Here is a 24618-nt window from a genome sequence, read left to right as displayed (position 1 = left end):
CCGAGGAGAGGGCGGAGATGCGCGTCGACGTCAACGGTGTGGGGATCGAGTACGACGTGGCGGGGGACGGGCGGCCGGTGCTCCTCCTGCACGGCTTCCCCGACACGGCCAAGCTGTGGCGCCACCAGGTCCCCGCGCTCGTGGGCGCAGGGTTCCGCGTCATCGTCCCCGACCTGCGCGGGTACGGCCGCTCCGACAAGCCGGCCGACGTCGAGATGTACGCGTTGCCGTACCTCGCGGCCGATGCGCTCGCGGTGCTCAACGACGCCGGCGTCGAGCGCGCCCACGTCGTCGGTCACGACTGGGGTGCCGCGCTGGCGTGGGCGGTCAGTGCGTTCGCGCCCGACCGTGTCGATCACCTCGTCGCGATGTCGGTCGGCAACCCGATCGCGTTCCGCGAGGCCGGTCTCCGCCAGCGCGAGAAGTCGTGGTACATGCTGCTGTTCCAGTTCCGCGACATCGCCGAGCAGTGGCTGACGGCCGACGGCTGGGCGAACTTCCGCGAGTGGTCGCGCTACCCCGAGGCCGATGCCGTCATCGGGGACCTCGAGCGCGACGGCTCGCTCACGCCCGGGCTCAACTGGTACCGCGCGAACATCCCGCCCGAGTCGTACGTCGGCCCGCCTCTCGAGCTCCCTCCCGTCGCGGCGCCGACGATGGGGGTCTGGAGCGACGGTGACATCGCGCTGCTCGAGTCGCAGATGACCGACTCCGCCAAGTACGTCACGGGTCCGTGGCGGTACGAGCGCGTCGACGGTGCCGGGCACTGGATGCAGCTCGAGCGGCCGGAGCGTGTCAACGAGCTCCTGCTGGACTTCCTGCCCGCGTAGGCGACGTCAGGCGCTCGCCCGCGCGGATTCCACGTCCGCGGCGACGGTCACGAGAGCGAGGCGCTCGGCGGTCGCGCCGGCCGCCGCGAGGAGATCACCGGCGCGCGCCCGGTCGCCGTCCGCTCCTCGCTCGACGAGCACGCGCGCGAGCGCGAGCTGCGCACGGGCCTCGTATGCGGGCGCACGCAGCGACCGCTCGACCGCGATCGCGTCCTGGAGATGTCCCGCGGCGGCGTCCAGGTCGCCGAGCAGCTGGTGACACAGGCCGAGCGCGCGCGACGTCGTTCCCACGTACCCGACACCGATCGCGATCGGCGCACCGCGCCGCGCGAAGGGCGCGAGCAGCGACGAGACCGTGCGAGCCACGTCCGCGTCGCCGACCGTCCACGCGACCTCGCCCGCGAACGTCATGGTCGCGAGCCAGAACCAGTCCATCGGCACGGTGGACAGGTCGCGCTCCGCGAGCGCACGGAGGGTCATGGCCGCGTCGTCGCGTCGCCCGACCTCGGCCGCCGTCACGGCGAGCGCGGCCTGCCACGCGGCGACGTCGGGCGTCTGGGCCGCGAACGCCGCCAGCGCGGGCTCGACCTCGGCGAGCCGGCCCTGGTCGCGTCGCACGGTCCACAGCACACCCGCGTACGCCGCCATCACGGCGAGCTGGTCCGGTGTCGACGCGCTCAGCGACGCGTTCGCGAGCTCCTCGGCGCGCTCGTAGTCGCCCGAGAGCTGCGCCACCATCGCGGCACGCAGCTGCGCCATCGCGACGTACCACGGCTGCCCGAGCGCCTCCGCCTCGCGGGTCATGGCGGCGACGTCGTCGTCGACGCCGGCGCGCTCCGCCGCCTCGATGCGCGCGGTCGCCCGCCATCCGTGCGCCTCGCACGACGCCTCGACGTGACCGGAGCGTGCGCTCGCCTCGAGCTGCATCTCGATGTAGCGCGTCCGCTGCGGCAGCAACGCGGGACCGAACGTCGCCAGGACGCACGCCGCGAGCACGAACGCGAGCTCGCCGGGATCGCCGACGCGCTCGGCCATCGCGACCGCTTCGGCGGCCATCTCGGGACGCGCACCCTCGGACGTGTCGAGAAACGAATGCGCGGCGCGTGTCGCGAGGAGCTGCGCGCGCAGCGCGCTGTCGTCGTCTGGAAGCGCCGCGAGTGCCTCGTCGACGAGCGTGCCGAGTGCGTGCTCGCGGGCCGACGGTTGGGCCTGACGGACGAGCGCGAGCGCGGCTCGGGCGAGGCGGTCCGCGTCGCCGTCGACGCGAGCTTCGTCGGCCACCTCTTGCAGCGCCTTCTTCGAGCCCGCGAAGTCGAGGACGCGGAAGCGCGCGTCCCCGACCGCGAGGAGGACGTCGAGACGGTCAGCGCGCGGCAGGGAGTCCGTGCGGTCGAGGACCGAGAGCGCGAGCTCGAGGTGCGTCACCGCCTGCTCGTACGCGAGGGAGCGGAGCGCGAACCGGCCCGCGACGAGCAGACGGCCGACCGCTCGGGCCGCGTCGCCGGGACGCGCGGTCGCGACGAGGTGCGAGGCGATCTCGGCGGCCCACGCGTCGTCATCACCGTGACGACGTTCGAGCGCGTCCGCGATCCGCTCGTGGAGACGCGCGCGTCGCGTCGGACCCGACTGCTCGTATAGGACGTCGCGCACCAGGCCGCTCGAGAACTCGAACTGCCCGACCGTGTCGCGGTGCTCACGCACGAGGCCGGCGGCGACGGAGATCTCGAGCGCGTCGATGACGTCGTCGCCGCGCGCGTCGAGCGCGTCCTCGAGCACGCCGATCTCGAACGCGCGCCCCGCGACCGCTGCCGCGGCGAGCACGCGTATGACCCGTTCGTCCAGTCGCGCGACGCGCCGCAGGACGACGTCACGTACGGTCTCCGGTACCCCGAAGCGCTCGACGGCGCGCGCGTCGGCGGTGTCGACCGAACCCGCGCCCACGTCCAGCAGGTCGCGTACGAGCTCGTGGACGAACAGCGGGTTGCCCTCGGTCGTGCCGTGCAGTGCCTCTGCCAGGGCGGCGCGGCCTGGAGCCGCTCGAGCCGACGCGGGCGCGCCGACGAGGTCGTCGACGAGGGACGACACGTCGTCGACGCCGAGGCCCGCCAACCGGACCCGCGTGACCCGCCCCGTCCGCGACGTCTCGGCGAGGAACTCGACGGGCGCTTCCGGGAGCGGCTCGCCCGTCGGGACGTCGGTGTCGCGCCAGGTCGCGAGGACGAGCAGGCGCATCGGCTCGCTCGCGCGCGCGAGATGACGGAGGAGCAGGATCGTGCCCTTCGACGCCCACTGCAGGTCGTCGACGACGAGCACGACGGGCCGGCGTGAGGATGTCGCGCGGAGCCATCCGCTCACCGCTTCGAACAGCCGGAACCGGGCGGTGCCGGCGTCGGTGCTCGGCGCCGGCGCTGCACCCGGGAGGTGCGACGCGATGTCGGGCACGAGCGGGACGAGCTCGCCCGCGCCCGGGCCGAGCTCGTCGGCCAGGAACGCGCTCGGTGTGTGCTCCACGAAGTGTCGCAACGCCTCGAAGAACGGCTGGTAGGGGACGTCGAGGTCCTCGTCGCAGTGCCCGTAGAGGACGACCGCGTCCTCGGCGAGCGCGCGCCGTGCGAGCTCGGCCGCGAGCCGCGTCTTGCCGATCCCCGCGTCGCCCGTGACGAGCACGATCTCGTGGTCGCGTGCACGCACGCGCTCCCAGCTCGCGACGAGCGCGGCGAGCTCGTCGTCGCGTCCGACGAACGCGGTCCCGTCGCTCGCCGGCAAGGCGTCGGGGAGCGGGACGCGCTCACCGTCCGCGTCGGTGTCGACGACGATCTCGTACGCGGTCACCGGGCCGGGCAGTCCCTTCAGCTCGAACGGTCCGACCGCGGTGAGCTCGACGTCGGTGCGCGTTCCCGCGAGGAGACGGACGAGCTCCGACACGAGGACCGTTCCCGGCCGCGCCTTCGGTTCCAGCCGCGCGGCCTCGACGACGGGTGTCCCGTGGTAGTCGTCGTCGTCCCACGTCACGTCGCCGGCCGCGACGCCGATGCGGATCTCCACCGGCAGCCCCGTCCGGCGCGCCTGCGCCGCGACGGCATGCTGGATCCCAACCGCGCACTCGATGCCGTCGGTCGCACCGTCGAAGACGGCCATGACGCCGTCACCCGTGCTCTTCACCACCGCTCCGCCGTGGCGCGACACGGTGTCGCGCAGGAGCCGCTCGTGCTCGTCGCGCAGCCGGTCGGCGTCGTTGTCGCCCAGGTGTGTCCGCAGCGCGGTGGAGCCCACCATGTCGGTGATGAGGACCGTGCGCGTCCCCCGCCCCGAGCCGGTCGTGCTCGCCACGAACGAAGCCTATTGTTCGTGCGTCGCTGGGCGCGTGGGCGCGTCGGGTGGGAGACGGTCATGCGGATCGAGTCTGTCGTCACGTCGGTTTCGTGGATCCCGTCCGAAGCGGTCGCGGGCATGACCAAGGCGCCGTTCGCGATGGGAGTAGCGCATTACGACGACCCGCCTCCCGACGTGATCGACGATCTCGGCGCGTTGCAGGCCGCGGATCGCTTCCGGTTCGCGAACGAGCTGCGGGCCTGGATCGACGTCGTCGACGGCGAGATCGTCGACGCGGGCTACTCGGGCGGTGGTCGCATCGGGAGCACGACCCTTCGCGTGGGGCCCGGGGAGCTGACGCTGCGCGCGACGCCGTTCCCCGACCTTCGCGCGGAGCCGGAGATCCGTCCCGGCTCGGCGCGGTTCGTCCAGACCGCGGGTGGCCGGACGGGCGCGCCCGCGCCGCGACGCGTACGCGGTGCGCCACTCGTGAAGATCCAGGCGCCGACGGCCTGGACCACGTTGTCGCTCATACTGCACACGGACGGCCGGGTCGAGCACGCGCTGGAGGGCGCGAGTCCGTTCCCGCGTCACTGGATCTACGACGACGCCGGCAAGCTCGTCGAGAAGACGGGGCTCATCGACTTCAAGTCGTGGTACCGGCAGGCGTTCGGCCGGCACTCGCCGTGGGGCAAGGAGGACTCCCCGGCGCTCGTGACCGCGGTCGAGACGGCTCTCGAACGCGACCTGTCGCTGCGGATCATGCGGGCGGGCGCGAAGCCGCGCATCAAGCGGTACACGGAGGGCAGGGAGCTCGTGCGACAGGGTCAGCGGGGGCGCGACCTGTTCCTCGTGCTCGACGGCGTCGTGACGATCGAGATCGACGGCGAGCCGTTGGGCGAGGTCGGCCCCGGCGCGGTCATTGGCGAGCGCGCCGCGCTCGAGCACGGTGTGCGTACCGCGACGGCGCGGGCGCGCACGCCGTGCAAGGTCGCGGTCGCGTCGCCTGACGACCTCGACGCGGCCGCGTTGACGGAGCTCAGCGCCGGCCATCGCGCCGAGGACGCCTGAGCGCGCTGGCGTACCTTCCGCGTCGCGTAGCGTCGCGGCGATGCCCGAGAGCGTGCGCGCGTCCCAGCGCGCCGAGTGGGACCGCGCGCGGCTCGTTCTCGTCTGCGCGCCTGCCGTCGAGACGCTGTTCGCGACGCTCAACACCGACGCGTTCAACTTCCTGCGCCCGTTCGACCCGGCGCGTGCCCGCGCCCAGCACGCCGCGCTGCGGTCGACGCTGGAGTCCCGCGCCATCACGGTGGTCGACGTGCGCGAGGTGCTTGCGGCCGGAGACCGGGCGCGTCTCCGTGACGCGGCGGGACGTGCGCTCGTCTACGTGGCCGACGAGAGCGTGTCACCGGCCGATCGCGAGGCACTCGACCGCCTGCACGAGCGGACGATCGACGCGCTCGGACCCGGCGCGCTCGCCGACCTCGTCATGCTCAGGCCCGCCGTGCACGTGCGCACGAACGCCGACGCGCGTGACGCGACCTCGCGGTTCTCCGCCGACTTCGAGGTGAGGCCGGCCGGGAACTCGTACTTCATGCGTGACCCGATGATCACGACGGCAGCCGGCGTCGTCGTCGGTCGCTTCGATCTCGCGGTGCGACGCCCCGAGAACGACGTCGCGGAGCTCGTGCTCGCCCAACTCGGGATCACACCGTTGCTGCGCGTCGCCGCGCCGGGACGGGTGGAGGGCGGCGACTTCCTGCCCGCCGGGCGGTTCTGCCTGCAGGGTCAGGGGTTCCTCACGAACGAGGACGGCGTCGGGCAGCTCCTCGACGCCGGGGCCTACGGCGACGTCGAGGTCGGCGTGGTGCGCGACCCGCGTGGCGGCATGGACGAGATGCACCTCGATACCTACCTCGCGCTCTACGACACCGATCTCGCGGGCATCTGCGAGGACCGGACGGGAGACGCGGAGCCCGAGGTCGACGTGTGGGTGCCCGACGAGACCCGCGCGGGACGGCGGTACCGACGTACGCGGACGACCACGCTGCTCGCGTACCTGGCCGAGCACGGGATGGACGTCGTCACGTTCACGAAGGACGAGCAGGAGCAGTTCGCCGCCAACGGGCTCCTCGCCGGGCCCCGCGACTACCTCGTGCCCGCCCAGGCGGGGCCGGCGTTCGTCGATCGCCTCCGTGCCCGGGACGTCCGCGTCGAGACCGTCGACGTCGACGAGCTCACCAGCGGGTACGGCGGACCGCACTGCGCGACACAGGTCCTGTGGCGCGAGCCCGCCCGCTGACCGCGCCGGCTACTGGTTCTCGAACAGCGAGGCGTGCAGCGCGTCGAGGTACGTCTCCCGACCGCTCGCCGACGCCCACTCGGACGCCGACTCGACCGCGGTGCCCTCGCCCCACTCGTCGAACGTGGTCACGAGCTCGAAGTCCGCGTTCCACGCGCGCATCTGCGCGACGTCGTGCGCCCAGCGGGTCGGGTCGCGCGTGAGCCGCGGCGGCGTCTCGCCGTACTTCCAGAACCCGGGCGAGATCGTGTAGGCGTGCGTGCCCTGTTCGTCGGTCGCGTTGGCCGGCGCGTACTGGTGCCAGTCGTCGGGTTGCGCGGTGCACGTCGTGTAGGACGGGAACACCTTGAGGTCGAGATAGAAGTTGCCGGGCGCGGCGTTGCGCGCGTCGACCCAACGCTGGGCCATGTCGCACCCCTGCGGGGTGGTCGTCGAGTCGTCGTAGACGAAGATCACCGGGCGACCGTCGACGCGCAGGTACATGTCGTCCTGCGCGATGGTGTTCCAGATGAACGGAGCCCTGCCCGGGCTACCGGTCGCGCACGATACCCGTCCCACGTAGCGTGGGCCGATGCCGCCCGCTCGCAACGTCCTGCTCGTCACCGTCGACCAGTGGCGTGGGGACTGCCTGTCCGCCCTGGGGCATCCGGTCGTGCGCACCCCGAACCTCGACCGGCTCGCGTCCGAAGGGGTGCTGTTCCGCGAGCACTTCGCGCAGGCGGCGCCGTGCGGGCCGAGCCGCGCGTCGTTGTTCACCGGGATGTACGCGCACAACCACCGGTCGGTGCTCAACGGGACCCCGCTCGACGCGCGCTTCACGAACCTCGCGCTCGAGGCGCGGGCGCTCGGTTACGACCCCGCGTTGTTCGGCTACACGGACACGAGCGTCGACCCGCGCACCGTGCCGCCCGGCGACCCGCGCCTGTCGACCTACGAGGGCGTGCTCCCCGGCTTCCGGGCGGTGGTCGAGCTGCCCGAGCACCTCGAGGCGTGGGCCCAGTGGCTGATCGGTCTCGGCTACGACGTGCCCTCGGATCGGCGGGAGCTGTGCCGGCCCGCCGGCGACGGGCCCGGCGCGCCGACCGTCTACGCCGCGGAGCACACCGAGGCGGCGTTCCTCACCGGCGAGCTGCTGCGCTGGCTCGACCACGACGCGGGCGCCGAGCCGTGGTTCGTGCACGTCGCGTACATCCGGCCCCATCCGCCGTTCGTCGCCCCCGCGCCCTACAACGCGATGTACGACCCCGACGACGTCCCCGCCCCGGTACGGCACCCGACCGTCGAGGAGGAAGCCGCGCAGCATCCGTTCCTCGCCGGCGCGCTGTCGATGCGAGAGGTGCGCTCGCCGTCCGACGAGCGGGAGCTCCGCCAGCTGCGCGCGACCTACTTCGGGATGCAGAGCGAGGTCGACGCGCAGCTCGGTCGCCTCTTCGACGGGCTGCGCGCGCGGGCGCTGTGGGACGACACGCTCGTCGTCGTCACGTCGGACCACGGCGAGCAGCTCGGGGACCACTGGCTGATCGAGAAGCTCGGCTGGTTCGACCAGTCGTACCGGATCCCGCTGATCGTGCGCGACCCGCGGCCCGCGGCCGACGGGACACGAGGGCGCGTCGTCGACGCGTTCACCGAGAACGTCGACGTCATGCCGACGATCCTGGAATGGCTCGGCGGCGAGACACCGGTGCAGTGCGACGGGCGGTCGCTGCTGCCGTGGCTGCACGGCGGCACGCCGTCACGATGGCGCGACGCGGTGTTCTGGTCGTTCGACTTCCGCGATCCGGTCGGTGCCGCGCGCGGCGAGTCGATCGGGCTCGATCTCGACGAGTCGTGTCTGACGGTGATCCGCGACCGGCGCGCCAAGTACGTCCACTTCGCCGCGCTGCCGCCGCTGTTCTACGACCTGGAACGCGATCCGGACGAGCTGCACGACCGCGTCACGGATCCCGCGTACACGTCACGCGTGCTCGCGTACGCGCAACGGATGCTGTCGTGGCGGATGCGCACCGACGACCGGACGCTGACCGGGTTGTTCCTCGGCCCGGACGGTCTCGTCGACGCCCGCGCCCGCTCCCGCGCCGTTCTGTGAAGCGTCAGACACACATCGTGTGCTTGACGCTTCCGAAAACGTCGGGCTACTGCGGCGCGACGCGGACGACGGCGCGGCCGCGCACGCGGCCGTGGAGGATGTCGTCGAGCACGGACTCCACGCCGTCGAGGTCGACCTCGTGCGCGATCGCGTCGTCGAGGTGTCGAGGGCGCAGGTCGGTCGCGAGGCGCTGCCACACGCGCCGCCGGACGTCGATCGGCGTGTTGACGGAGTCGATGCCGAGCAGCGCGACGTTGCGCAGGATGAACGGGAACACCGTCGTGTGCAGCTCGCGCCCGCCCGTGTTCCCGCTCGCGGCGACCGCGGTCCCGTAGCGCAGCGTGCGCAGCACGTACGCGAGCGTCGAGCCGCCGACGCAGTCGACCGCGCCTGCCCACCGCTCGCGCTCGAGCGCCTTGCCGGTGTCGGCGCTCGTCTCGGACCGGTCGAGGATCTCCGTCGCGCCGAGCCCGCGGAGGTACGCGTGCTCCTCGGCCTTGCCCGTGCTCCCCGCGACCTCGTAGCCGCGTGCGGCGAGCATGTCGACGGCCGTCGACCCGACACCACCCGTCGCGCCCGTCACGAGCACGGGCCCGTCGCCGGGCGCGAGGCCGTGGCGCTCGAGCGCCTCGACGCTCAACGCGGCCGTGAACCCCGCGGTCCCGATGGCCATCGCGTCGTGGGTCGTCAGCCCGTCGGGGAGGGGGACGACCCAGCCCGACGGCGCGCGCGCCAGCTCGGCGAACCCGCCGTGGTGCGACACGCCGAGGTCGTACGCGTGCACGACGACGCGCGTACCGGGCGTGATGCCGGCGTCGTCGCTCGCGGTGACGACACCGGCGAGGTCGACCCCCGGGACCAGCGGCGAGACTCGCGCGACGCCGCCCTTCGGGATGGTCGCGAGCGCGTCCTTGTAGTTGACGCTCGACCACTCGACCCGCACGGTGACGTCGCCCGCGGGGAGCTGCGACTCGTCCAGAGTGCGGACGCCCCGCGCGACGGATCCGTCGTCACGCTGCTCGGCGACGAACGCACGAAAGCTCAACTCGACGACACCTCCGCTCTTGGCGCCTTCGGCGCCGGGTGATCCCCGTGGTCACGCTCGCTGCTCGCCCGGGATACCCGGCTCGCCCACGCTCGCCGCTCCCGGGGCCACGCTTCCGCTCGCCTGAAGGCTCGCTCGCTCAATCCTTCAACTCGATCAGGATCTCGTGGTACGGCGTCGTGCCCGTGTTCTTGGCGGTCTCGATGCCGCCCCGCTCGATGAACACGGTCAGCCCGGGGTGCACCTCGCCCTCGATCGGCTGGTCGAAGCGGCCACCGGTGTCGGGCTCGGGGATCCCCGCGATGCGGTCGCCGTCGATCTGGACGAGCAGGTAGTCGAGGTCGTGACGGTGCACCGCGCTCGACTCGCCCGGTGCGAGGCGCATCTCCCACACGCGCACGCGGTCGTTCTCGAACAGCAGCTTCGTCGCGACGTCACCGAGCACGCGCTCCGCCATGTCAGACCTCCCGGAACCGCACGACCGCGACCGCGGCCAGCCGCGCGTCGGCGCCCGCGTCGCGCACCTCGACGCGCGTCACCGGGCCGAGATCGACGGCCGTCGCGCGCGCGGGACCCACGCGGATCGCGGACAGGTAGCGCACGTCGAGCGCGGTTGGCACCGCGTCGTCGTGGAGCGCGCACGCCGCCTCCTCGGCGACGAGCGCGACGAGCCCACCTTGCAGCGTGTCGGCCGGGTTCAGCAGGTCGTCGCGCCGCGCGATCTCCGCGGCGCCGGAGCCGACACGACGGCAGCCGACGCGCCGGGCGAACGGCACGGTCATCGTCCCCGGAGGCGCGTGCAACGGCCCCCGTGAACGGAGCGAGAACCCGGTGTCCTGGGGGCGCGGCGACGCGATGAACGTCCCGTGCGACAGCACGGCCGGCTGGGCGTCGCCGTCGGAGCGGAACGTCGCCTCGCCGAGCGTCGTGGTGCGTCCGGACTTGAGGACGCGCGCCTCGCCGGTGAAGGGCTTGTCCGCGGCGAGCGGATGGAGCGTGCGGACGTTGAGGTCGGCCGTCATCGTGATGCGCGGCAACACCGCCTCGTTCGCGAGCGAGCCGATGAGGATGTCGGCGAGCGTCAGCATGACCGATGGGCGGACGACGTCCGACCCCGGCACGAGCAGCGCGCTCGCGGGTGCGTCGGAGTGCCCGACGATGACGTCGTCGTGGAACGAGCAGTGGAACCCCATCTCCGCGATGAAGCTGACACGCGCGCGCGGATCGGGAGTGCGATCGTCCTCGAACTCGTGTGAGACGGGCGTGGCGGCCATGAGGGCCCGAATCTAGTGGTCGGGATCCTTCCGGGGCTCCGGGTGGTCCGCGTCACGGCCCGCCTCCGCGGGTGCGTCGGGCCCGAAGCCGACGCCGACGCGCTGCTCCGGCCGTCGCTCCTCCTGGCGCGCGATGTCGTGCAGCACGCGCTTGTCCGCGTCGGTGAGCGGCGGTTGCACGATCCCGCGCGGCCACAGCCGTCGCTCGCGCACGACGTTCACCTCCGCCGCGTACAGCGTGATCTGCGCGACGAGATAGATCCAGCCGATCAGGCCGAGCACGAAGCCGAACTGGCCGTAGACGGCCTGCGCGTGCCGGAGCTGGTGCTGCACGAGCGCGGTTCCGACGGTCAGCAGGATCGTGTAGCCGACCCCGCCGAGCACCGCGCCGACGACGAGGTCCCGGAGCGCGATCTCGCGCGGCGTCAACACGCGGAACACGCCCACGTACAGCACCACGTTGATCACGAGCGCGGCGAGCAGCGCCAGCACCCGCACGACGAACCCGCGTCCCGCGATTGTCACGGTGACGCTCGCCGCCGCGCTCAGCAGCATGGCGGCAGCCATCGTGAGATAGAGCAGCATGGAACGTCCCAGCCGCGGGATGAAGCCGGGTCGCAAGACGCCGGGCACGTTCCAGATCTGCGACATCGCGTGCTGACCGGACTGCGCGATCCCGAGTGATCCGTACAGCAGGCCGAGGAGCCCGAAGACGAGCCCGAACACGTTGCCGGTCAGCGGATGCGCCGCGTCGCGACCGATCTGCTCGCCGTACACGGGGAACTGGCGCAGCGTCTGGCCGATGATGCTGTTCTCGATCGTCCGGTTGCCGACGTAGCCGAGGATCGTCGTCGCGAGGAGCAGCATGGGGAACAGCGCCATGAACCCGTAGTACGTCAGCAACGCGGACAGCATCGTCCCGCGGTCGTCACCGAACTTCTTCACGACGCCGACGACGAACGCGACCGGTTCGCTGCGCTGCTGGAGCCCGTCGATCGCCCGGACGACCCGCTCGGCCGCGTTCATGTGGGGCTGATACCCAGACTGCGCCCCGTGTCGTCGGCCGATCGGCTGTCAGCGGTCGGATGCGGCGAGGTCGGCGTCGGTGTCGCCCACACCCAGGTCTCGCGCGATTTCGCGGTAGCGCTCGGCCTTCGCCTGCAGCTCCGTCATGAAGCCGTCGAGCTGGGCGAGCTTGCTGCGCACCTGCTCCTGCATGCGCGCGTTGATCGCGATCGCCTCGCGGATGATCTGCTGGTGGCGCTTGCGCGAGATGCCGCGCTGCACCTCGTCGCGCAGCTCGGCCAGGCGGTCCTCGGCCCGGAGGATGTCGCCGATCCGCTCGAGATCGAACCCCATGACGTTGCGGAGCTCGAGGATCCGCAGCAGGCGCGCGACGTCCGCCTCGGAGTAGCGGCGGTTGCCGCCCGGGCTGGCGCCGGACGGGGTGAGCAGACCCAGCTCCTGGTAGTAGCGCAGCGTGCGCGTCGAGACGCCGGCTCGCTGCGCGGCTTCCCCGATGGCGTAGCGCGCCTCGTCGGTCATCGCCCGGTCCGTCGTCGCCCGGTCCGTCGCGGCCCGGTCCGTCGCCGCCCGGTCCGTTGTGGCCCGCCTCTGGCCCGGATCTTCACGTCCACGTCAGGATCGACGATACCAGCACGCTGACGAGGCCGGACGCGACGACGGTCCGTCACCGGAGACCGTGGGGGCTCACGTACCGGAGACGGACCGCCGTGCATTGGGGTCGGCCCGAACATCGCGCCGTGCCCATGAACCCACGATGAGAGGGTCCGGGCCTACGACGCGCGCTCGCGCGCCGCGGCGATGTGCGCGGAGTAGACGTACGCGAGGAACCGACCGATCGCGTTGACCGTCGCGTCGGCGCGCACCGAGTGGAACGTGTCGAACGCGTGCTGCGCGCCCGGGATCTCCGCGTACACGACGGGGTTGCGCGACACCGCGCGCAGCTCCGCGACGAGCTCGTGCGCGTCGTCGATGAACACGAGCGAGTCGTACGTCCCGTGGATCACGAACATCGGCGGCGCGTCGGGCGTGATGCGCGAGACGGGCGACGCCCGGTCCCACATCTCGCGGTCCTCGTCGGGCGACCGCTTCATCAGCACCTTGGTCAGGAACCACTCCATCCCGCGCTTGACACGGCTGTCGTGACGGTCGAGCACGTCGTACACGCCGTACAGCGGCACGCACGCGTCGACCGTGGTGTCGACGTCCTCGAACCCGGGCTGGAACGCGGGGTCGTTCGGTGACAGCGCGGCGAGGCTCGCGAGGTGGCCGCCCGCGGACCCGCCCGTCAGCACGACGAAGTTCGGGTCGCCGCCGTACTCGGCGACGTGCTCGCGCACCCACTTGATCGCGCGCTTGACGTCGACGACGGGGTCGGGCCACGTCGCGCGCGGGCCGAGCCGGTAGTTGATCGACACGCAGAGCCAGCCGCGCGCGGCGAGGTGGTACAGGAGCGGGAGCGCCTGCTGCTGCTTGTTGCCGTAGACCCAACCGCCGCCGTGGACCTGGACGAGGACGGGCATCGGCTGCTCCGGCCGTTGCTCGAGCCGGTAGACGTCGAGGAGGTTGCGCTTGCCGGCGTCGCCGTACGCGATGTCCGTGATGCGCTCGACCGTCCGGTCGCGCATGTGGAACGGGCGCGCCAGCGCGCCGAAGCGGAGACCGGTCGCGAGCTTCGACGCGAGATCCTGGTCGATCCCGTTCCGGTAGTCGTCGCCCAGCCCGGCCCGCAGCGCGCGCTCGAGCGCTCCGGGGGCACGCATCGCCTGCCGCTGGTCGTACGCGAGCCCGACCCAGGAGCACACCGCCAGCGCGAGCCCCAGCCATCCGGGCCAGTGGCCGAGCGCGCCGAGCTCGACGAACACGATCGTCGCGATCGCCTGCCACGCGACGTGGAACAGCGCGAGCTCGCCGGTGACCCACGCGCCCATGAAGTACGGGAACAGCAGGAACGCCGGCCGGCGCAGGCGCACCAGGCTCGAGATCGTGAAGAGCAGGCCCCAGGCGCTGACGCCCAGGTAGATCCAGGAGATCACGTCCCCGACGTTAGCCAGGGGTCGTCGCCGGCTCCGCCGGCGCGCGCCGCCGCGCCGCCTCCTCCAGCTCGTCGAGCGCGAGCGCGATCCCCTCGGCGACGAGCGTGGGCTCCGGGAGCATCTCGGGGCAGCACAGGAACCCGAAGTCGATCGAGCCGTTGTAGCTGACGACGGTGATGTTGAGCCCCGTCCCGAGCAGCAACGGGCCCATCGGGTACATCGACTCCAGGCGCGCGCCCGCCATGTACAGCGGGAACGGCGGGCCGGGCACGTTCGAGATCACGACGTTGATCGGCGGCGGGACCCGGCTCTCGAGGCCCATCGACGTGTACATCCGCGCCGCGAGGCCGATGAGACCCGGCGGCGTCGTCTCGGTCAGCCCGAGGATCTTGTCCGCGGAGAGCGCCTGGCCGATCTCCTTGGCGTCGCGTGTGCTCTCGTGGATCGCGAGTAGGCGCGCCTCGGGATCGGCGACGTCGGTCGCGAGCTTGACGAACATCGACCCGACCTTGCTGCCGATCTCGTCGTCACCACCGCCGCGCAGCGACACCGGGCACTGCGCGAGCAACGGCTGGTCGGGCAGGTCGCCGATCTTCGCGAGATAGCGACGGAGCGCGCCCGCGCACAGCGCGAGGACGACATCGTTCAGCTTGACGTCGTACGCGTGCTTGACGGCCTTCACGCGCTCGAGCGGCACGGTCGTGTACGCGAGCTTCCGGTGCGGGGTGAACTGTCCGTTCAACGACGTGCGCGGGGCCTGGAACGGCATCGCGACGGGACGCCGGCGCAGGAAGCCGGCGGCGGTCACGCCCTGGACGACGCTCTGCACGCCGAAGCGCGCGATCCGGTACGGCACGCGGGTCACCGCGTTGAGCATCCCGAGCGCGAGCCGCTCGACGACGTTGGGCGCGTGCACGTCGCCGGTCAGCTTCTCCGACTGCTCGAACGCGGCCGGTGGCGTGGCCGGCTCGGGCTCGAGGTCGAAGCTCACCTCCGCGAGCCCCATGCCGGACACACCGTCGACGAGCGCGTGGTGCACCTTGTAGAGCAGCGCGACGCGCCCACCCTCGACGCCCTCGATGACCCACAGCTCCCACAGGGGCTTCCGCCGGTCGATCTTGTACGACGTGAGCCGGCCCGCGAGGTCGCCGAGCTCGCGGGGACCGCCCGGCGCGGGGACCGCGATCCGGCGCACGTGGTGGTCGATGTCGAAGTCGGCGGCCTCGACCCAGCCGGGACGGTCGAGGCCGAACGGCACGTCCACGAGCTGCAGCCGGAACTGGGGAACGAGCGAGAGGCGCTCAGCTGTGTGCAGGCGGAGCTTCTCGAAGTCCCAGCCGCCGGGTGTCGTCGACGGGTCGAGGATCATCAGAGCCGAGACGTGCATGTGCCACGACGGCGTCTCGCCGTAGAGGAACGCCGCGTCCTGTCCACCCATGCGCCGCATCGGGTCCCCCTTCCCGCGCGTCCCGCGTCGTCGCCAGGTGTACCCCGGGAGTCGCCGCGTGTCACGCGCGCGCTGCGATGCTGCGCGCGAGATCACGTCGTGATGTCGCGGCCCGCTTCAGTGTCGTCCCTCCGTAGCGGATCCCGCCGTGGCGCAGGCGACTGGCGACCGCGAGCCACGACGTGACCGCGCGCTCGGCGACCCATGCGGGCGCGAGGACCGTGGCGCGCGCGCGAAAGTGCTGCGCGCCGCCCGCTCGCCGGCGGCCGATCTCGGCCAGGGCGATCGCCGTCGCCCCGACGACGAGCGCGACACGCCGTCCGCCGAGCACGACGGCGGGGAGGAGCGCGAGTTGCACGGCGAGGCGTCCCGGTCGCGCGAGCTCGTCGTACGCCTGGCGGACGCGCTGGTTCACGAACTGCGCGGTCGACGGCGGCAGGCGCGCGACGTAGACGTCGTCGGCACGCACGTGCCGCCCTCCCGCGGCCTCGATCGTGCGCACGAGCTCCAGGTTCTCGAACATGACGTCGCCCGCGTACCCGCCCGCGTGCAGGACGAGATCACGGTCGACGCCGAGCGTCCCGGGCCAGTCGCCGCCGAAGGCCCGCGCGATCAGGGAGCGGCCGGCGTCCCACAGGGCGTGCCACGGCCAGGATGCGAAGACGTTCTGCGGGCGCACGACGGCGGCATCGCGCAGGAGGTCCTCCATGCGCGCCAACGTCTCGCGGTCGTAGCGGACGTCGTCGTCGGCGACGATCACGTGGCGGTGACGAGCGAGTCGCAGTCCGGTGAGCACCCCGCCGACCTTGCCCATCGGCGACGCGACGTCGGCATCGACACCGACGTGCCGCACCGACGCGTGCCACGCGTGGTGGTGCGCGGCGAAGACGGCGGCGTCGGACCCGTCGACGACGACGACGTCGTCCACCTCGCGCGCCAGCCACGCGAGGTACGGCGTGAGCTCGTCGACGGGTCGCGTCGCGCGAACGGGGATGACGTAGCTGAGCGCCGGCACGCCGCGATGCTTCCCGCACGCGACGCGCGTCACGCCGGTTCGGGGTGCGGGCGGGTTGGGTAACGCAGGTCCGTGGCGGACGAGCGAGCGGACAGCGACCGCGGCCGACGAGGGTCGCGCGATGTCCCGCTCCCGTCGCCCCGTGGTCCCGTCAGCGAGGCCGTGCTCGACGCGTTCCGGCGCCCGCTCGGTCCGGTCCTCGTCCCGGCACTCGACGTCGACGACGTCCTCGCCGACGACGATGTGCAACTCGCGCTGACCTGCAGCTACGAGCTGCACTACCGGTCGTTCGCGGGCGTGGATCCGGAGTGGGAGTGGGCGCCCGCGCTCCTCGACCTTCGCCGTCGCCTCGAGCAGGCCGTGATGCAGGCCCTGGTCGACCTCGTCGGTCCGCCGCCGCGGCTGCATCCGCGCGATGTCGTCCCCGTGCTCGAAGGACTCGCCGCGACGGACACCGGGCCGTCGCTGTCTGCATGGCTGCTCGCGTCGGGGACTCGCGAGCACATGCGGGAGCTGTGCGTGCATCGCAGCGCGTACCAGTTGAAGGAGGCGGACCCGCACACGTGGACGATCCCGCGGCTGCGAGGTCGCGCCAAGACGGCGATGGTCGAGATCCAGCGCGACGAGTACGGCTCGGGCGACGCCGACGCGATGCACGCCGAGCTGTTCGCGACGACGATGCGCGCGCTCGCCCTCGACAGCTCGTACGGCGCGTACCTGGACGTCATCCCGGGCCCGACGCTCGCGACCGTCAACCTGGTGACGATGCTGGGCCTGCACCGGCGCTGGCGCGGCGCGGCCGTCGGCCACCTCACGCTGTTCGAGATGACGTCGGTCGTCCCGATGGGCCGTTACTCGGCGTTCCTCGCGCGGCTCGGGGTGGACGACGCGGCCCGCCGCTTCTACGACGCGCACGTCGAGGTCGACGCGCGGCACGAGCAGATCGCGCTGCACGCGATGGCGGACGGGTTCGCGCGTGACGAGCCGGAGCACGCGGGCGACGTCGTGTTCGGCGCCCGCGCGCTCGTCGCCGTCGAGCACCGCTTCACCGACGCGGTGCTAGGCGCGTGGACCGCGGGGTCGTCCTCGCTGCTGCGGCCGCTCCCGTCCGAGTGGGACGCGAGGGCCGTCAGCAGCGAGTGACCGCCGCGAACGCGGGCGCCTACAGGATGTCGCCCCGCTCCTCGTAGACGCGCCGGCCGCCGGCGCGGTCCTCGTACACGGTCGTGCGCCGCCGCAGCGGCGTGCCGCCCGACCAGAACAGCAGCGACAGCACCACCCCGAGACCACCCACGATCATGAGGATCACGCCGACGGTCTGCAGGTCGATCCCGTTCACCGTCTTCTCGACGGCGAACGTGAGGATCGCGCCCGCTGCGAACAGGAACAGCCCCACACCGACACCCATGCCGAAGGCTCCTTTCGTGCTCCGTTGCCCGGGGTTACCCGCACCCGTGCGCGCGCGAAACGTGGCGGGACGCCGCATGGCGCGCGAGGCAGCGGTCCCGCAGCGGGCGCCGGCGCCGCTACGGTTCGGCGCCGGCGGAGCAGGCGGCCAGAGGGAGCCGTGACCTTGCGTCGCAGGACGGTCGTGGTCGGCGTGGTCGTGCTCGCGGTCGTCGCGGCCGGCGCGGTGTCGGCGGTCGTCGCGACACGCGGGTCCGGCCGCACGCGCTCCGCGGCGTCCGCGTCCACCACGTCGGCGCCGTCGGGTGCCTCGACGACGACCAGCGTCCCCCACCTGTCGGAGCACGGGACGGTCCAGATCCTCCACGTCCCGGTGCCCGGTGACGCGGGCCGGAAGAACGACGTCTACGTGTACCGGCCTCCGGTCCCGGACTCGCCCCGCCTGCCCGTCCTGTACTTCCTGCACGGCGTCCCGGGCCACGCGTCCGACGTGTTCGACGCCGGGCTCCCGGGCCTCATGGACACGTTCTTCGCGCAGGGCAACCCGCCGTTCGTGCTCGTCGCGCCGGACGGCAACGGCGCGCACCACGACGACACGGAGTGGGCGAACGCCCGCGACGGTACCGACCAGATCGAGACCTTCGTGACGAGCAACGTCATCAGCGCGGTGGAGGGTGCGAACCGTCGCGACCGGACACGCCGAGCGATCGCGGGCTTCTCGATGGGCGGCTACGGCGCCGCGAACCTCGCGCTCCGCCACCCCGACCTGTACGACGACACGATCCCCATGGCCGCGTACTTCCATGTCGACGACCCGGCCGGCATGTTCGGCGGCGACCTCGTGACGATCGCCGCGAACTCGCCCGAGCTCCATCTCGACGCCGCGCACGGGCACCGCATCTTCATCGTCGACGGCGACGAGGACGACGAGCGCGTCGTGAAGGGCGAGTCGCTCGCGGCCGCGTCGACGCTGATGGAGGACGGCGTGCCGGTGTGGTTCCAGAGCATCCCGGGATCGCACAGCTGGCAGTTCGTCGCGGCCGCGTTCCCGAGCGTGGAGCGGTTCCTCGACGGCGAGTGGATCCGCCTGCACCCGCCGCCGCCCGAGATCCCGGTGTCGCTGTTGCCGCCGTCGGTCACCGGGCACTGGACGGGGACGGTCGACGGCGCGCAGCTCGACGTCACGCTGCCCGCGCCCGCCGACGACGCGACGGTTCGCGCGCTCGACCGGCTGCGCCGCCACGCGCGCTGGCCCGCGGTGTCGTACGTGCGCGTCGTCATCGCGAACCCGAGGTCCGGGTCACGCGCGTACTCGCTCGCGAAGGTGTCGTTCGTCGACGCGAACGGCGTGACCATCGACGCCAACGCGCCCGCGTTCGTCGCGCTCGAATGGGCGGACCGGTCGAACCGCACGAGCGTCAAGAACGAGGCGCAGGCGCTCGTGCCGTCGCTCGTCGGCTCGACGGTCGTCCCGCCCGGCACGACGCGCGAGGCGATCCTCGTCACGCTCGGGCCGGTGCCCAGCGTGAGCAGCGTGTTCGCGGGTGACAGCTTCGGGTCCGGGACGTTGGCCGCGGCATCGTGATTCGCGCTCGACGGGCGGTGGGTATCCCGACCGGCGACCAGGGAGGATGCACATGTCCGCGAGCGACAAGATCAAGAACGAGGTCCAGGACCTGAAGGGCAAGGCGAAGGAGGCCGCCGGCAAGGCCACCGACGACGAGGACCTCGAGGCGAAGGGCCAGGCCGACCAGATGAAGGGCTCGCTGAAGCAGGCCGGCGAGAAGGTCAAGGACGCGTTCAAGTAACCGCTCCCGCGGGGCGAGCGGAGGAGCCCGAAGGGTCCGTAGCGAGCTCGCAGGAGCCGCGGCCGGGTCCGCGGCGGCGAGCGGAGGAGCCCGAAGGGTCCGTAGCGAGCTCGTAGGAGCCGCGGCTGGGTCCGCGGCGGCGAGCGGAGGAGCCCGAAGGGTCCGTAGCGAGCTCGCAGGAGCGGCGAGCCTGCGAGCGCGACCAAGAGACACGGCCGGGTCGTACCGCACGGCCCGGCCGTCTCGCGTCCGCGTACGATCACGTCATGGCGACCACCCCGGGTCCGGCCCTTCGCGCGCCCAGCGCCGGGTACGAGGCTCGTGACGCGCGTCCCGCGATCCATGTCCGGGACCTGCGCAAGCGCTTCGGCGACTTCGAGGCGGTGCGGGGCGTGAGCTTCGACGTCGCGCCCGGCGAGACGTTCGGGTTCCTCGGCCCGAACGGCGCCGGGAAGTCGACGACGATCTCGATGCTGTGCACGCTGCTGCACCCGTCGTCGGGCGTCGCCGAGGTCGACGGGTTCGACGTCGTCGAGCAGCAGACCGAGGTGCGGCGACGCATCGGTCTGGTGTTCCAGGACATGACGCTCGACGAGTACCTGACCGCCGACGAGAACCTCCGCTTCCATGCCGAGCTGTACGGCGTGCCGCGCGCGGCCGTCGCGCCGCGCCTCGAACAGGTCATGCACATGGTCGGGCTGTGGGAGCGGCGCAAGAGCCTCGTGCGCACGTTCTCGGGCGGGATGAAGCGCAGGCTGGAGATCGCGCGCGGTCTGCTGCACTCACCGCGCGTGCTGTTCCTCGACGAGCCGACGGTCGGCCTCGACCCCCAGACGCGCGCGCACATCTGGAGCTACATCGACGAGCTCCGCCGTCGTGAGGCGATCACGATGTTCCTCACGACGCACTACATGGACGAGGCCGAGCACTGCGACCGCATCGCCATCATCGACAACGGCGAGATCGTGGTGATCGACTCGCCCGAGAACCTGAAGGCGAGCGTCGGGCGCGACCGCGTGCGACTGCAGACCGACGACGACGCCCGCGCGATCACCGAGATCCGTGAGCGGTTCGGCGAAGAGGCGACGATGAGCGAGGGCGAGGTGACGGTGCACGTCGCGCAGGGTGAGCAGTTCGTCCCGCGCCTCTTCGCCGAGCTCGACGTGTCGATCCGCTCCGTCAGCGTCGCCCGCCCGACTCTCGACGACGTGTTCATGACGTACACCGGTCGAACGATCCGCGACGCCGAGGCGACCAGTGGCGAGCGCCTCCGCAACAGCGTCTTCATGCGCGCGAGCAGGTCGCGGTGAGCACGACCACGACGCCGACCGCGACACCGTCCGCGCCGCCGTCACGCGACGACGTCGTCTCCGTACGCGTCGCGGGTGGGACGTGGCGCGACGACCTGCGCGCCGTGAAGATGGTCTGGAAGCGCGAGCTGATCCGCTTCTCGCGCAGCCGGGCCCGCATCGTCACGTCACTCGCGCAGCCGATCATCTACCTCTTCGTGCTCGGGAGCGGGATCGGCTCGCTCGCTGCGACCGGCGCGACGAAGGGCTTCGACTTCCGGACGTTCATGTTCCCGGGCGTCATCGCGATGACGGTGCTGTTCACGTCGATCTTCTCCGCCGTGTCGATCGTCTGGGACCGGGAGTTCGGGTTCCTCCGCGAGATGCTCGTCGCGCCGATCCGCCGGGGCGCGCTCGTCACCGGCAAGTGCATCGGCGGTGCGTCGGTCGCGACCGTGCAGGGCGCGCTGATGCTCGTCCTCGCGCCCGCCGTCGGGGTGCCGTGGTCACCGCTGCTCGTCGTCTGGCTGCTGCTCGTCATGGCGTTGACCGCGTTCGTGTTGACCGCGCTCGGGATCGTGATCGCGAGCCGGATGCAGCAGGTCGAGTCGTTCCAGTTCGTGATGCAGCTCCTCGTCCTGCCGATGTTCTTCCTATCGGGCGCGGTGTTCCCGCTCAGCCGTCTGCCGAGGTGGCTGAACGTCGCGACGAGGCTCGATCCCCTCACGTACCTCGTCGACCCGATGCGTCACATCGTCTTCGCGCACGTGCACGCCTCGCCGCGGGTCCGGGCCGAGCTGCTGCCGCCCGTGACGTGGGGCGGCTGGCACGTCCCCGTCGCGCTCGAGATCGCGATGTGCGCCGCGTTCGGGCTCGCGCTGCTCACCGTCGCGGTGCGCCTGTTCTCGAAGACGGACTGACCGCGGGTCCACCGCGCGCGGCGCGCGGCGTCCGACAATGGGCGCGTGGAGCGCGATCGCGAGGACGAGGCGGCGTGGGGGTTCGTGTCGACCGGCGAGTCGCGCGTGCCCGCGGCGCTCGCGATCGTCGCCGCGCTCGCGCTGTACCTGCTCCTGCCGAACCGGCTGACGATCGGGCCCGGCTGGATCATCCCGGTGCTCGAGCTCGCGATCCTCGTCCCGCTCGTCGTCACGAACCCGTCGCACACCTCGCGAGACTCGTCCGGCCTGCGCGCGCTGTCGGTCGCGCTGATCGGGCTGTTGAGCGTCGCGAACTTCACGTCGCTCGGCCTGCTCGTCCACCGGCTGCTGCACGGCGGCAAGGCCGGCGGCCGTCAGTTGATCTACTCCGCCATCGCGATCTGGGTGACGAACGTCATCGTCTTCGGCCTCTGGTACTGGGAGCTCGACCGCGGCGGCCCGCTCGCCCGGACGCGCCCCGACCACCGTCGCCCGGACTTCCTGTTCCCGCAGATGACGACGCCGGCCGCGGCCGACGGTCGCTGGGTGCCGAGCTTCCTCGACTACCTGTACGTCGCGTTCACCAACGCGACGGCGTTCAGCCCGACCGACGCCATGCCGCTCACACCGGCCGCGAAGGCGCTGATGGTTGCCCAGTCCGCGGCGTCGGTGCTCGTGATCGTCGTCGTCGGCGCGCGCGCCGTGAACATCCTGAGCTGAGCCAACGGCCTCAGGCGACGTGCGCGGCGAAGCGCAACCGCACGTAGTCCGCGGTCCACCGTCCCGTCTCGTCGCGCAGGAACGGCGCGAGCAGATCGGCGACCTCGTCGCGGACCTGCGAACGCTCGCCGTCGCTCAAACCGACGAGGAACGCGGTCGCGAACGTGTCGAGCCAGTCACGCACGTCGCCGGGCAGCAACGTCGGACGGGGGACGAGCGCGATGGAGTCGACGACGAACCCGGCGTGCTCGAGGCGCCCGTGGTAGTCGTCGACGGTCGGGAAGTACCACGGGAACCGCTCCACCCCGTCGATCCCGTGACGAGCGAGGACCGACACGAGCGCGACGCACACGGCCGCGACGCATCCGTGACCGCCCATCTCCGCCACGAACCGCCCACCCGGTCGCAACGCGCGCGCAACACCGGCGAGGACCGCGTCGGCGTCGCGCATCCAGTGCAGCGCGGCGTTCGAGAACACGGCGTCGAACTCGCGGTCGAAGCCGAGAGCCGTTCCCTCGACGACGCGCGCGTCCAGGCCGCGGGCGCGGGCGGCGTCCACCATCGCGGGCGACGCGTCGACGCCGACGACGTCGCCGCCGAGCGCGACGAGCTGCTCGGTCAGCGCACCGTCGCCGCAGCCGAGGTCGAGCACTCGCTCGCCGGGCGCCAGTGCGAGGAGCTCGACGACAGGCCCGCCGAGCGCGGGGACGAACCCGGCGTGCGTCGCGTACCGGTCGGGGTCCCACGGGTCGGCCACGTCGTCGTTCCTCCTCGTTGTCTCATATGTCGAGACGAGACGTCTTGCGATGAGAGATCTTATCGCCCGCCGCCGCACACCGTCCGGCGGGTACGCTCGCCCCGATGGCGGACCAGGCGCAGTTCGCGGACCTCGCGATGCCGTACATGTCGGCGCTCTACTCCGCCGCGCTCCGGATGACGCGCAACACGGCGGACGCCGAGGACCTCGTCCAGGAGACCTACCTCCGCGCCTACCGCGGGTTCGGCGGGTTCAAGGAGGGCACGAACCTCAAGGCTTGGCTGTACAAGATCCTGACGAACACCTTCATCAACAGCTACCGCTCGAAGAAGCGCCGGCCCGAGCAGGTCGATCTCGACGACGTCGAGGACTTCTACCTGTTCCGGCGCCTGGGCGGGCTCGAGGCGGCGGAGGCCGCGCGCAGCCCCGAGGCGGAGGTGCTCGATGCGATGCCCGACCAGGTCGTGAAGCAGGCGCTCGAGGACCTGCCCGAGCAGTTCCGCATGGCCGTCCTGCTCGCCGACATCGAGGGCTTCTCCTACAAGGAGATCGCGGAGATCATGGACGTGCCGATCGGGACCGTCATGAGCCGGCTCCACCGCGGAAGAAAGCAGCTCCAGAAGCGGTTGTGGGATCTGGCCGAGGAACGAGGACTGGTCCCGCGGGCGTCGACCGCCGCGGGGGGATGACGGTATGGACTGCGAGCACGCCATCCAGCGCATCTACGAGTACCTCGACGGCGAGCTCACGCCGTTCAAGCGGGCGGCGATCGCCCGCCACCTCGACGAGTGCCCGCCATGCGCGCAGGGCTTCGACTTCGAGATCGAGCTCCGCCAGGTGATCGCCTTCAAGTGCCGGGACGAGGTGCCTCCCGACCTGCGGCGCCGGATCGCCGCCGCGCTCGGCCACGAGCTCCCGCCCGACGACCTCGTCGTCTAGCGCGGCACCGGAGCCGGGCGCGCGATTCCGCCGCGCCGGAACGACTGGCGCAAATCGTCCGTACAATGCCGCCGCGCGCGGCCGCGCGCCCGCGCTTGGCAGCGCCGCACGGCGGCCCGCCACCACGAGACCGTCCGCACACCAGGCCGAGGGCCGGAGGGCATGACCGGCGTCGAGAAGCTCCCCGCGGAGCACGCTCCGCGCTCCGATCGGGGCCCGCGCGTCGACGTGTCCGCTCCCCCTGGCCGCCCTGTCGCGCCTCCGCCCGGTTTGGTGTATGTGCCGGGGTTGGATGGGGTGCGTGGGGTGGCTGTGTTGGGGGTGATGGCGTTTCATGGGTCGGTGTGGTGGGGGCGGGGCGGGTTTTTGGGTGTTGATTCGTTTTTCGTGTTGTCGGGGTTTTTGATC

At 72.1% G+C, this 24618-nt stretch carries 25 protein-coding genes; 13 read left to right on the top strand and 12 right to left on the bottom strand.

Features of this window, described 5'->3' with window-relative positions; translation table 11 throughout:
• The first annotated feature begins 17 nt into the window (after positions 1–17).
• Positions 18–830 (top strand): alpha/beta hydrolase, encoded by an 813-nt coding sequence (locus tag VFC33_13925; protein HZR14335.1) that lies wholly within the window; start codon positions 18–20, stop codon positions 828–830.
• Between the two features lie 6 nt (positions 831–836).
• Here the strand turns inward: VFC33_13925 and VFC33_13920 are convergent, their stop codons facing one another.
• Positions 837–4160 (bottom strand): AAA family ATPase, encoded by a 3324-nt coding sequence (locus tag VFC33_13920; GenBank protein ID HZR14334.1) that lies wholly within the window; start codon positions 4158–4160, stop codon positions 837–839.
• Between the two features lie 60 nt (positions 4161–4220).
• Here VFC33_13920 and VFC33_13915 point away from each other — a divergent pair, with 60 nt between their 5' ends.
• Together VFC33_13915 and VFC33_13910 are read left to right on the top strand one after the other, a co-directional pair.
• The gene (locus VFC33_13915) at positions 4221–5213 is read left to right on the top strand and encodes a cyclic nucleotide-binding domain-containing protein (protein ID HZR14333.1); all 993 of its coding nucleotides are present in this window, start codon (positions 4221–4223) and stop codon (positions 5211–5213) included.
• A gap of 40 nt (positions 5214–5253) precedes the next feature.
• Entirely contained in the window at positions 5254–6444 is a 1191-nt protein-coding gene (locus tag VFC33_13910) for an arginine deiminase family protein (protein ID HZR14332.1), read from the top strand.
• A 9-nt stretch (positions 6445–6453) separates the two neighbouring features.
• On the opposite strand, the gene VFC33_13905 is transcribed toward VFC33_13910, so the two are convergent.
• Positions 6454–6927 (bottom strand): hypothetical protein, encoded by a 474-nt coding sequence (locus tag VFC33_13905; GenBank protein ID HZR14331.1) that lies wholly within the window; start codon positions 6925–6927, stop codon positions 6454–6456.
• 88 nt (positions 6928–7015) lie between these two features.
• Between VFC33_13905 and VFC33_13900 the strand changes: the two genes are divergently transcribed.
• Complete coding sequence (locus VFC33_13900; protein HZR14330.1) at positions 7016–8530, top strand: alkaline phosphatase family protein; 1515 nt, start codon at positions 7016–7018, stop codon at positions 8528–8530.
• Between the two features lie 46 nt (positions 8531–8576).
• Here the strand turns inward: VFC33_13900 and VFC33_13895 are convergent, their stop codons facing one another.
• The 8 genes from VFC33_13895 to VFC33_13860 all read right to left on the bottom strand — a co-directional run bounded on the left by VFC33_13895 (position 8577) and on the right by VFC33_13860 (position 16370).
• Positions 8577–9575, bottom strand: a complete 999-nt coding sequence (locus tag VFC33_13895; protein ID HZR14329.1) for an oxidoreductase — start codon at positions 9573–9575, stop codon at positions 8577–8579.
• 139 nt (positions 9576–9714) lie between these two features.
• Positions 9715–10032 carry a cupin gene (locus tag VFC33_13890; GenBank protein HZR14328.1) on the bottom strand — a complete coding sequence of 106 codons (318 nt, stop codon included), beginning with the start codon at positions 10030–10032 and terminating at the stop codon, positions 9715–9717.
• A 1-nt stretch (position 10033) separates the two neighbouring features.
• Complete coding sequence (locus tag VFC33_13885) at positions 10034–10849, bottom strand: hotdog domain-containing protein (protein ID HZR14327.1); 816 nt, start codon at positions 10847–10849, stop codon at positions 10034–10036.
• Positions 10850–10861: 12 nt separating this feature from the next.
• On the bottom strand, positions 10862–11875 hold the full coding sequence (locus VFC33_13880; GenBank protein ID HZR14326.1) for a YihY/virulence factor BrkB family protein: 1014 nt from the start codon (positions 11873–11875) through the stop codon (positions 10862–10864).
• Between the two features lie 48 nt (positions 11876–11923).
• A complete protein-coding gene (locus tag VFC33_13875) occupies positions 11924–12394 on the bottom strand; it encodes a MerR family transcriptional regulator (GenBank protein HZR14325.1) in 471 nt (156 codons plus the stop codon).
• A 251-nt stretch (positions 12395–12645) separates the two neighbouring features.
• A complete protein-coding gene (locus VFC33_13870; GenBank protein HZR14324.1) occupies positions 12646–13908 on the bottom strand; it encodes an alpha/beta hydrolase in 1263 nt (420 codons plus the stop codon).
• A 10-nt stretch (positions 13909–13918) separates the two neighbouring features.
• Complete coding sequence (locus VFC33_13865; GenBank protein ID HZR14323.1) at positions 13919–15355, bottom strand: wax ester/triacylglycerol synthase family O-acyltransferase; 1437 nt, start codon at positions 15353–15355, stop codon at positions 13919–13921.
• A gap of 61 nt (positions 15356–15416) precedes the next feature.
• Positions 15417–16370, bottom strand: coding sequence for a glycosyltransferase family 2 protein (locus VFC33_13860; protein ID HZR14322.1), 954 nt, complete (start codon positions 16368–16370; stop codon positions 15417–15419).
• 72 nt (positions 16371–16442) lie between these two features.
• Here VFC33_13860 and VFC33_13855 point away from each other — a divergent pair, with 72 nt between their 5' ends.
• On the top strand, positions 16443–17513 hold the full coding sequence (locus VFC33_13855) for an iron-containing redox enzyme family protein (GenBank protein ID HZR14321.1): 1071 nt from the start codon (positions 16443–16445) through the stop codon (positions 17511–17513).
• 19 nt (positions 17514–17532) lie between these two features.
• On the opposite strand, the gene VFC33_13850 is transcribed toward VFC33_13855, so the two are convergent.
• Positions 17533–17778: a DUF6458 family protein gene (locus VFC33_13850; protein ID HZR14320.1), complete on the bottom strand. Its 246-nt coding sequence runs from the start codon at positions 17776–17778 to the stop codon at positions 17533–17535.
• A gap of 159 nt (positions 17779–17937) precedes the next feature.
• Here VFC33_13850 and VFC33_13845 point away from each other — a divergent pair, with 159 nt between their 5' ends.
• From VFC33_13845 to VFC33_13825, 5 genes are all read left to right on the top strand, one after another.
• Positions 17938–19362: an alpha/beta hydrolase-fold protein gene (locus tag VFC33_13845; protein ID HZR14319.1), complete on the top strand. Its 1425-nt coding sequence runs from the start codon at positions 17938–17940 to the stop codon at positions 19360–19362.
• Positions 19363–19414: 52 nt separating this feature from the next.
• A complete protein-coding gene (locus VFC33_13840) occupies positions 19415–19585 on the top strand; it encodes a CsbD family protein (GenBank protein HZR14318.1) in 171 nt (56 codons plus the stop codon).
• Between the two features lie 266 nt (positions 19586–19851).
• On the top strand, positions 19852–20895 hold the full coding sequence (locus VFC33_13835) for an ATP-binding cassette domain-containing protein (protein ID HZR14317.1): 1044 nt from the start codon (positions 19852–19854) through the stop codon (positions 20893–20895).
• A complete protein-coding gene (locus VFC33_13830; GenBank protein ID HZR14316.1) occupies positions 20892–21794 on the top strand; it encodes an ABC transporter permease in 903 nt (300 codons plus the stop codon). Before VFC33_13835 ends, VFC33_13830 begins: the two co-directional genes overlap by 4 nt.
• A gap of 45 nt (positions 21795–21839) precedes the next feature.
• On the top strand, positions 21840–22514 hold the full coding sequence (locus VFC33_13825) for a hypothetical protein (protein HZR14315.1): 675 nt from the start codon (positions 21840–21842) through the stop codon (positions 22512–22514).
• Between the two features lie 10 nt (positions 22515–22524).
• Here VFC33_13825 and VFC33_13820 read toward each other — a convergent pair whose 3' ends face one another.
• Entirely contained in the window at positions 22525–23271 is a 747-nt protein-coding gene (locus tag VFC33_13820; GenBank protein ID HZR14314.1) for a methyltransferase domain-containing protein, read from the bottom strand.
• 104 nt (positions 23272–23375) lie between these two features.
• On the opposite strand from VFC33_13820, the gene VFC33_13815 reads away from it, so the two are divergent.
• The 3 genes from VFC33_13815 to VFC33_13805 form a co-directional block, all read left to right on the top strand.
• Positions 23376–23960, top strand: coding sequence for a sigma-70 family RNA polymerase sigma factor (locus VFC33_13815; protein HZR14313.1), 585 nt, complete (start codon positions 23376–23378; stop codon positions 23958–23960).
• 4 nt (positions 23961–23964) lie between these two features.
• Positions 23965–24210 carry a mycothiol system anti-sigma-R factor gene (gene rsrA, locus VFC33_13810; protein HZR14312.1) on the top strand — a complete coding sequence of 82 codons (246 nt, stop codon included), beginning with the start codon at positions 23965–23967 and terminating at the stop codon, positions 24208–24210.
• A 228-nt stretch (positions 24211–24438) separates the two neighbouring features.
• Positions 24439–24618 (top strand): hypothetical protein (locus tag VFC33_13805; protein HZR14311.1); only part of this gene is annotated, 180 nt, incomplete at its 3' end.

The organism is Acidimicrobiia bacterium (genome assembly GCA_035651955.1).
Taxonomy (GTDB): domain Bacteria; phylum Actinomycetota; class Acidimicrobiia; order IMCC26256; family JAMXLJ01; genus JAMXLJ01.
Note: the sequence above shows the minus strand (reverse complement) of the source record. Positions and strands in the feature narration are given on the sequence as shown.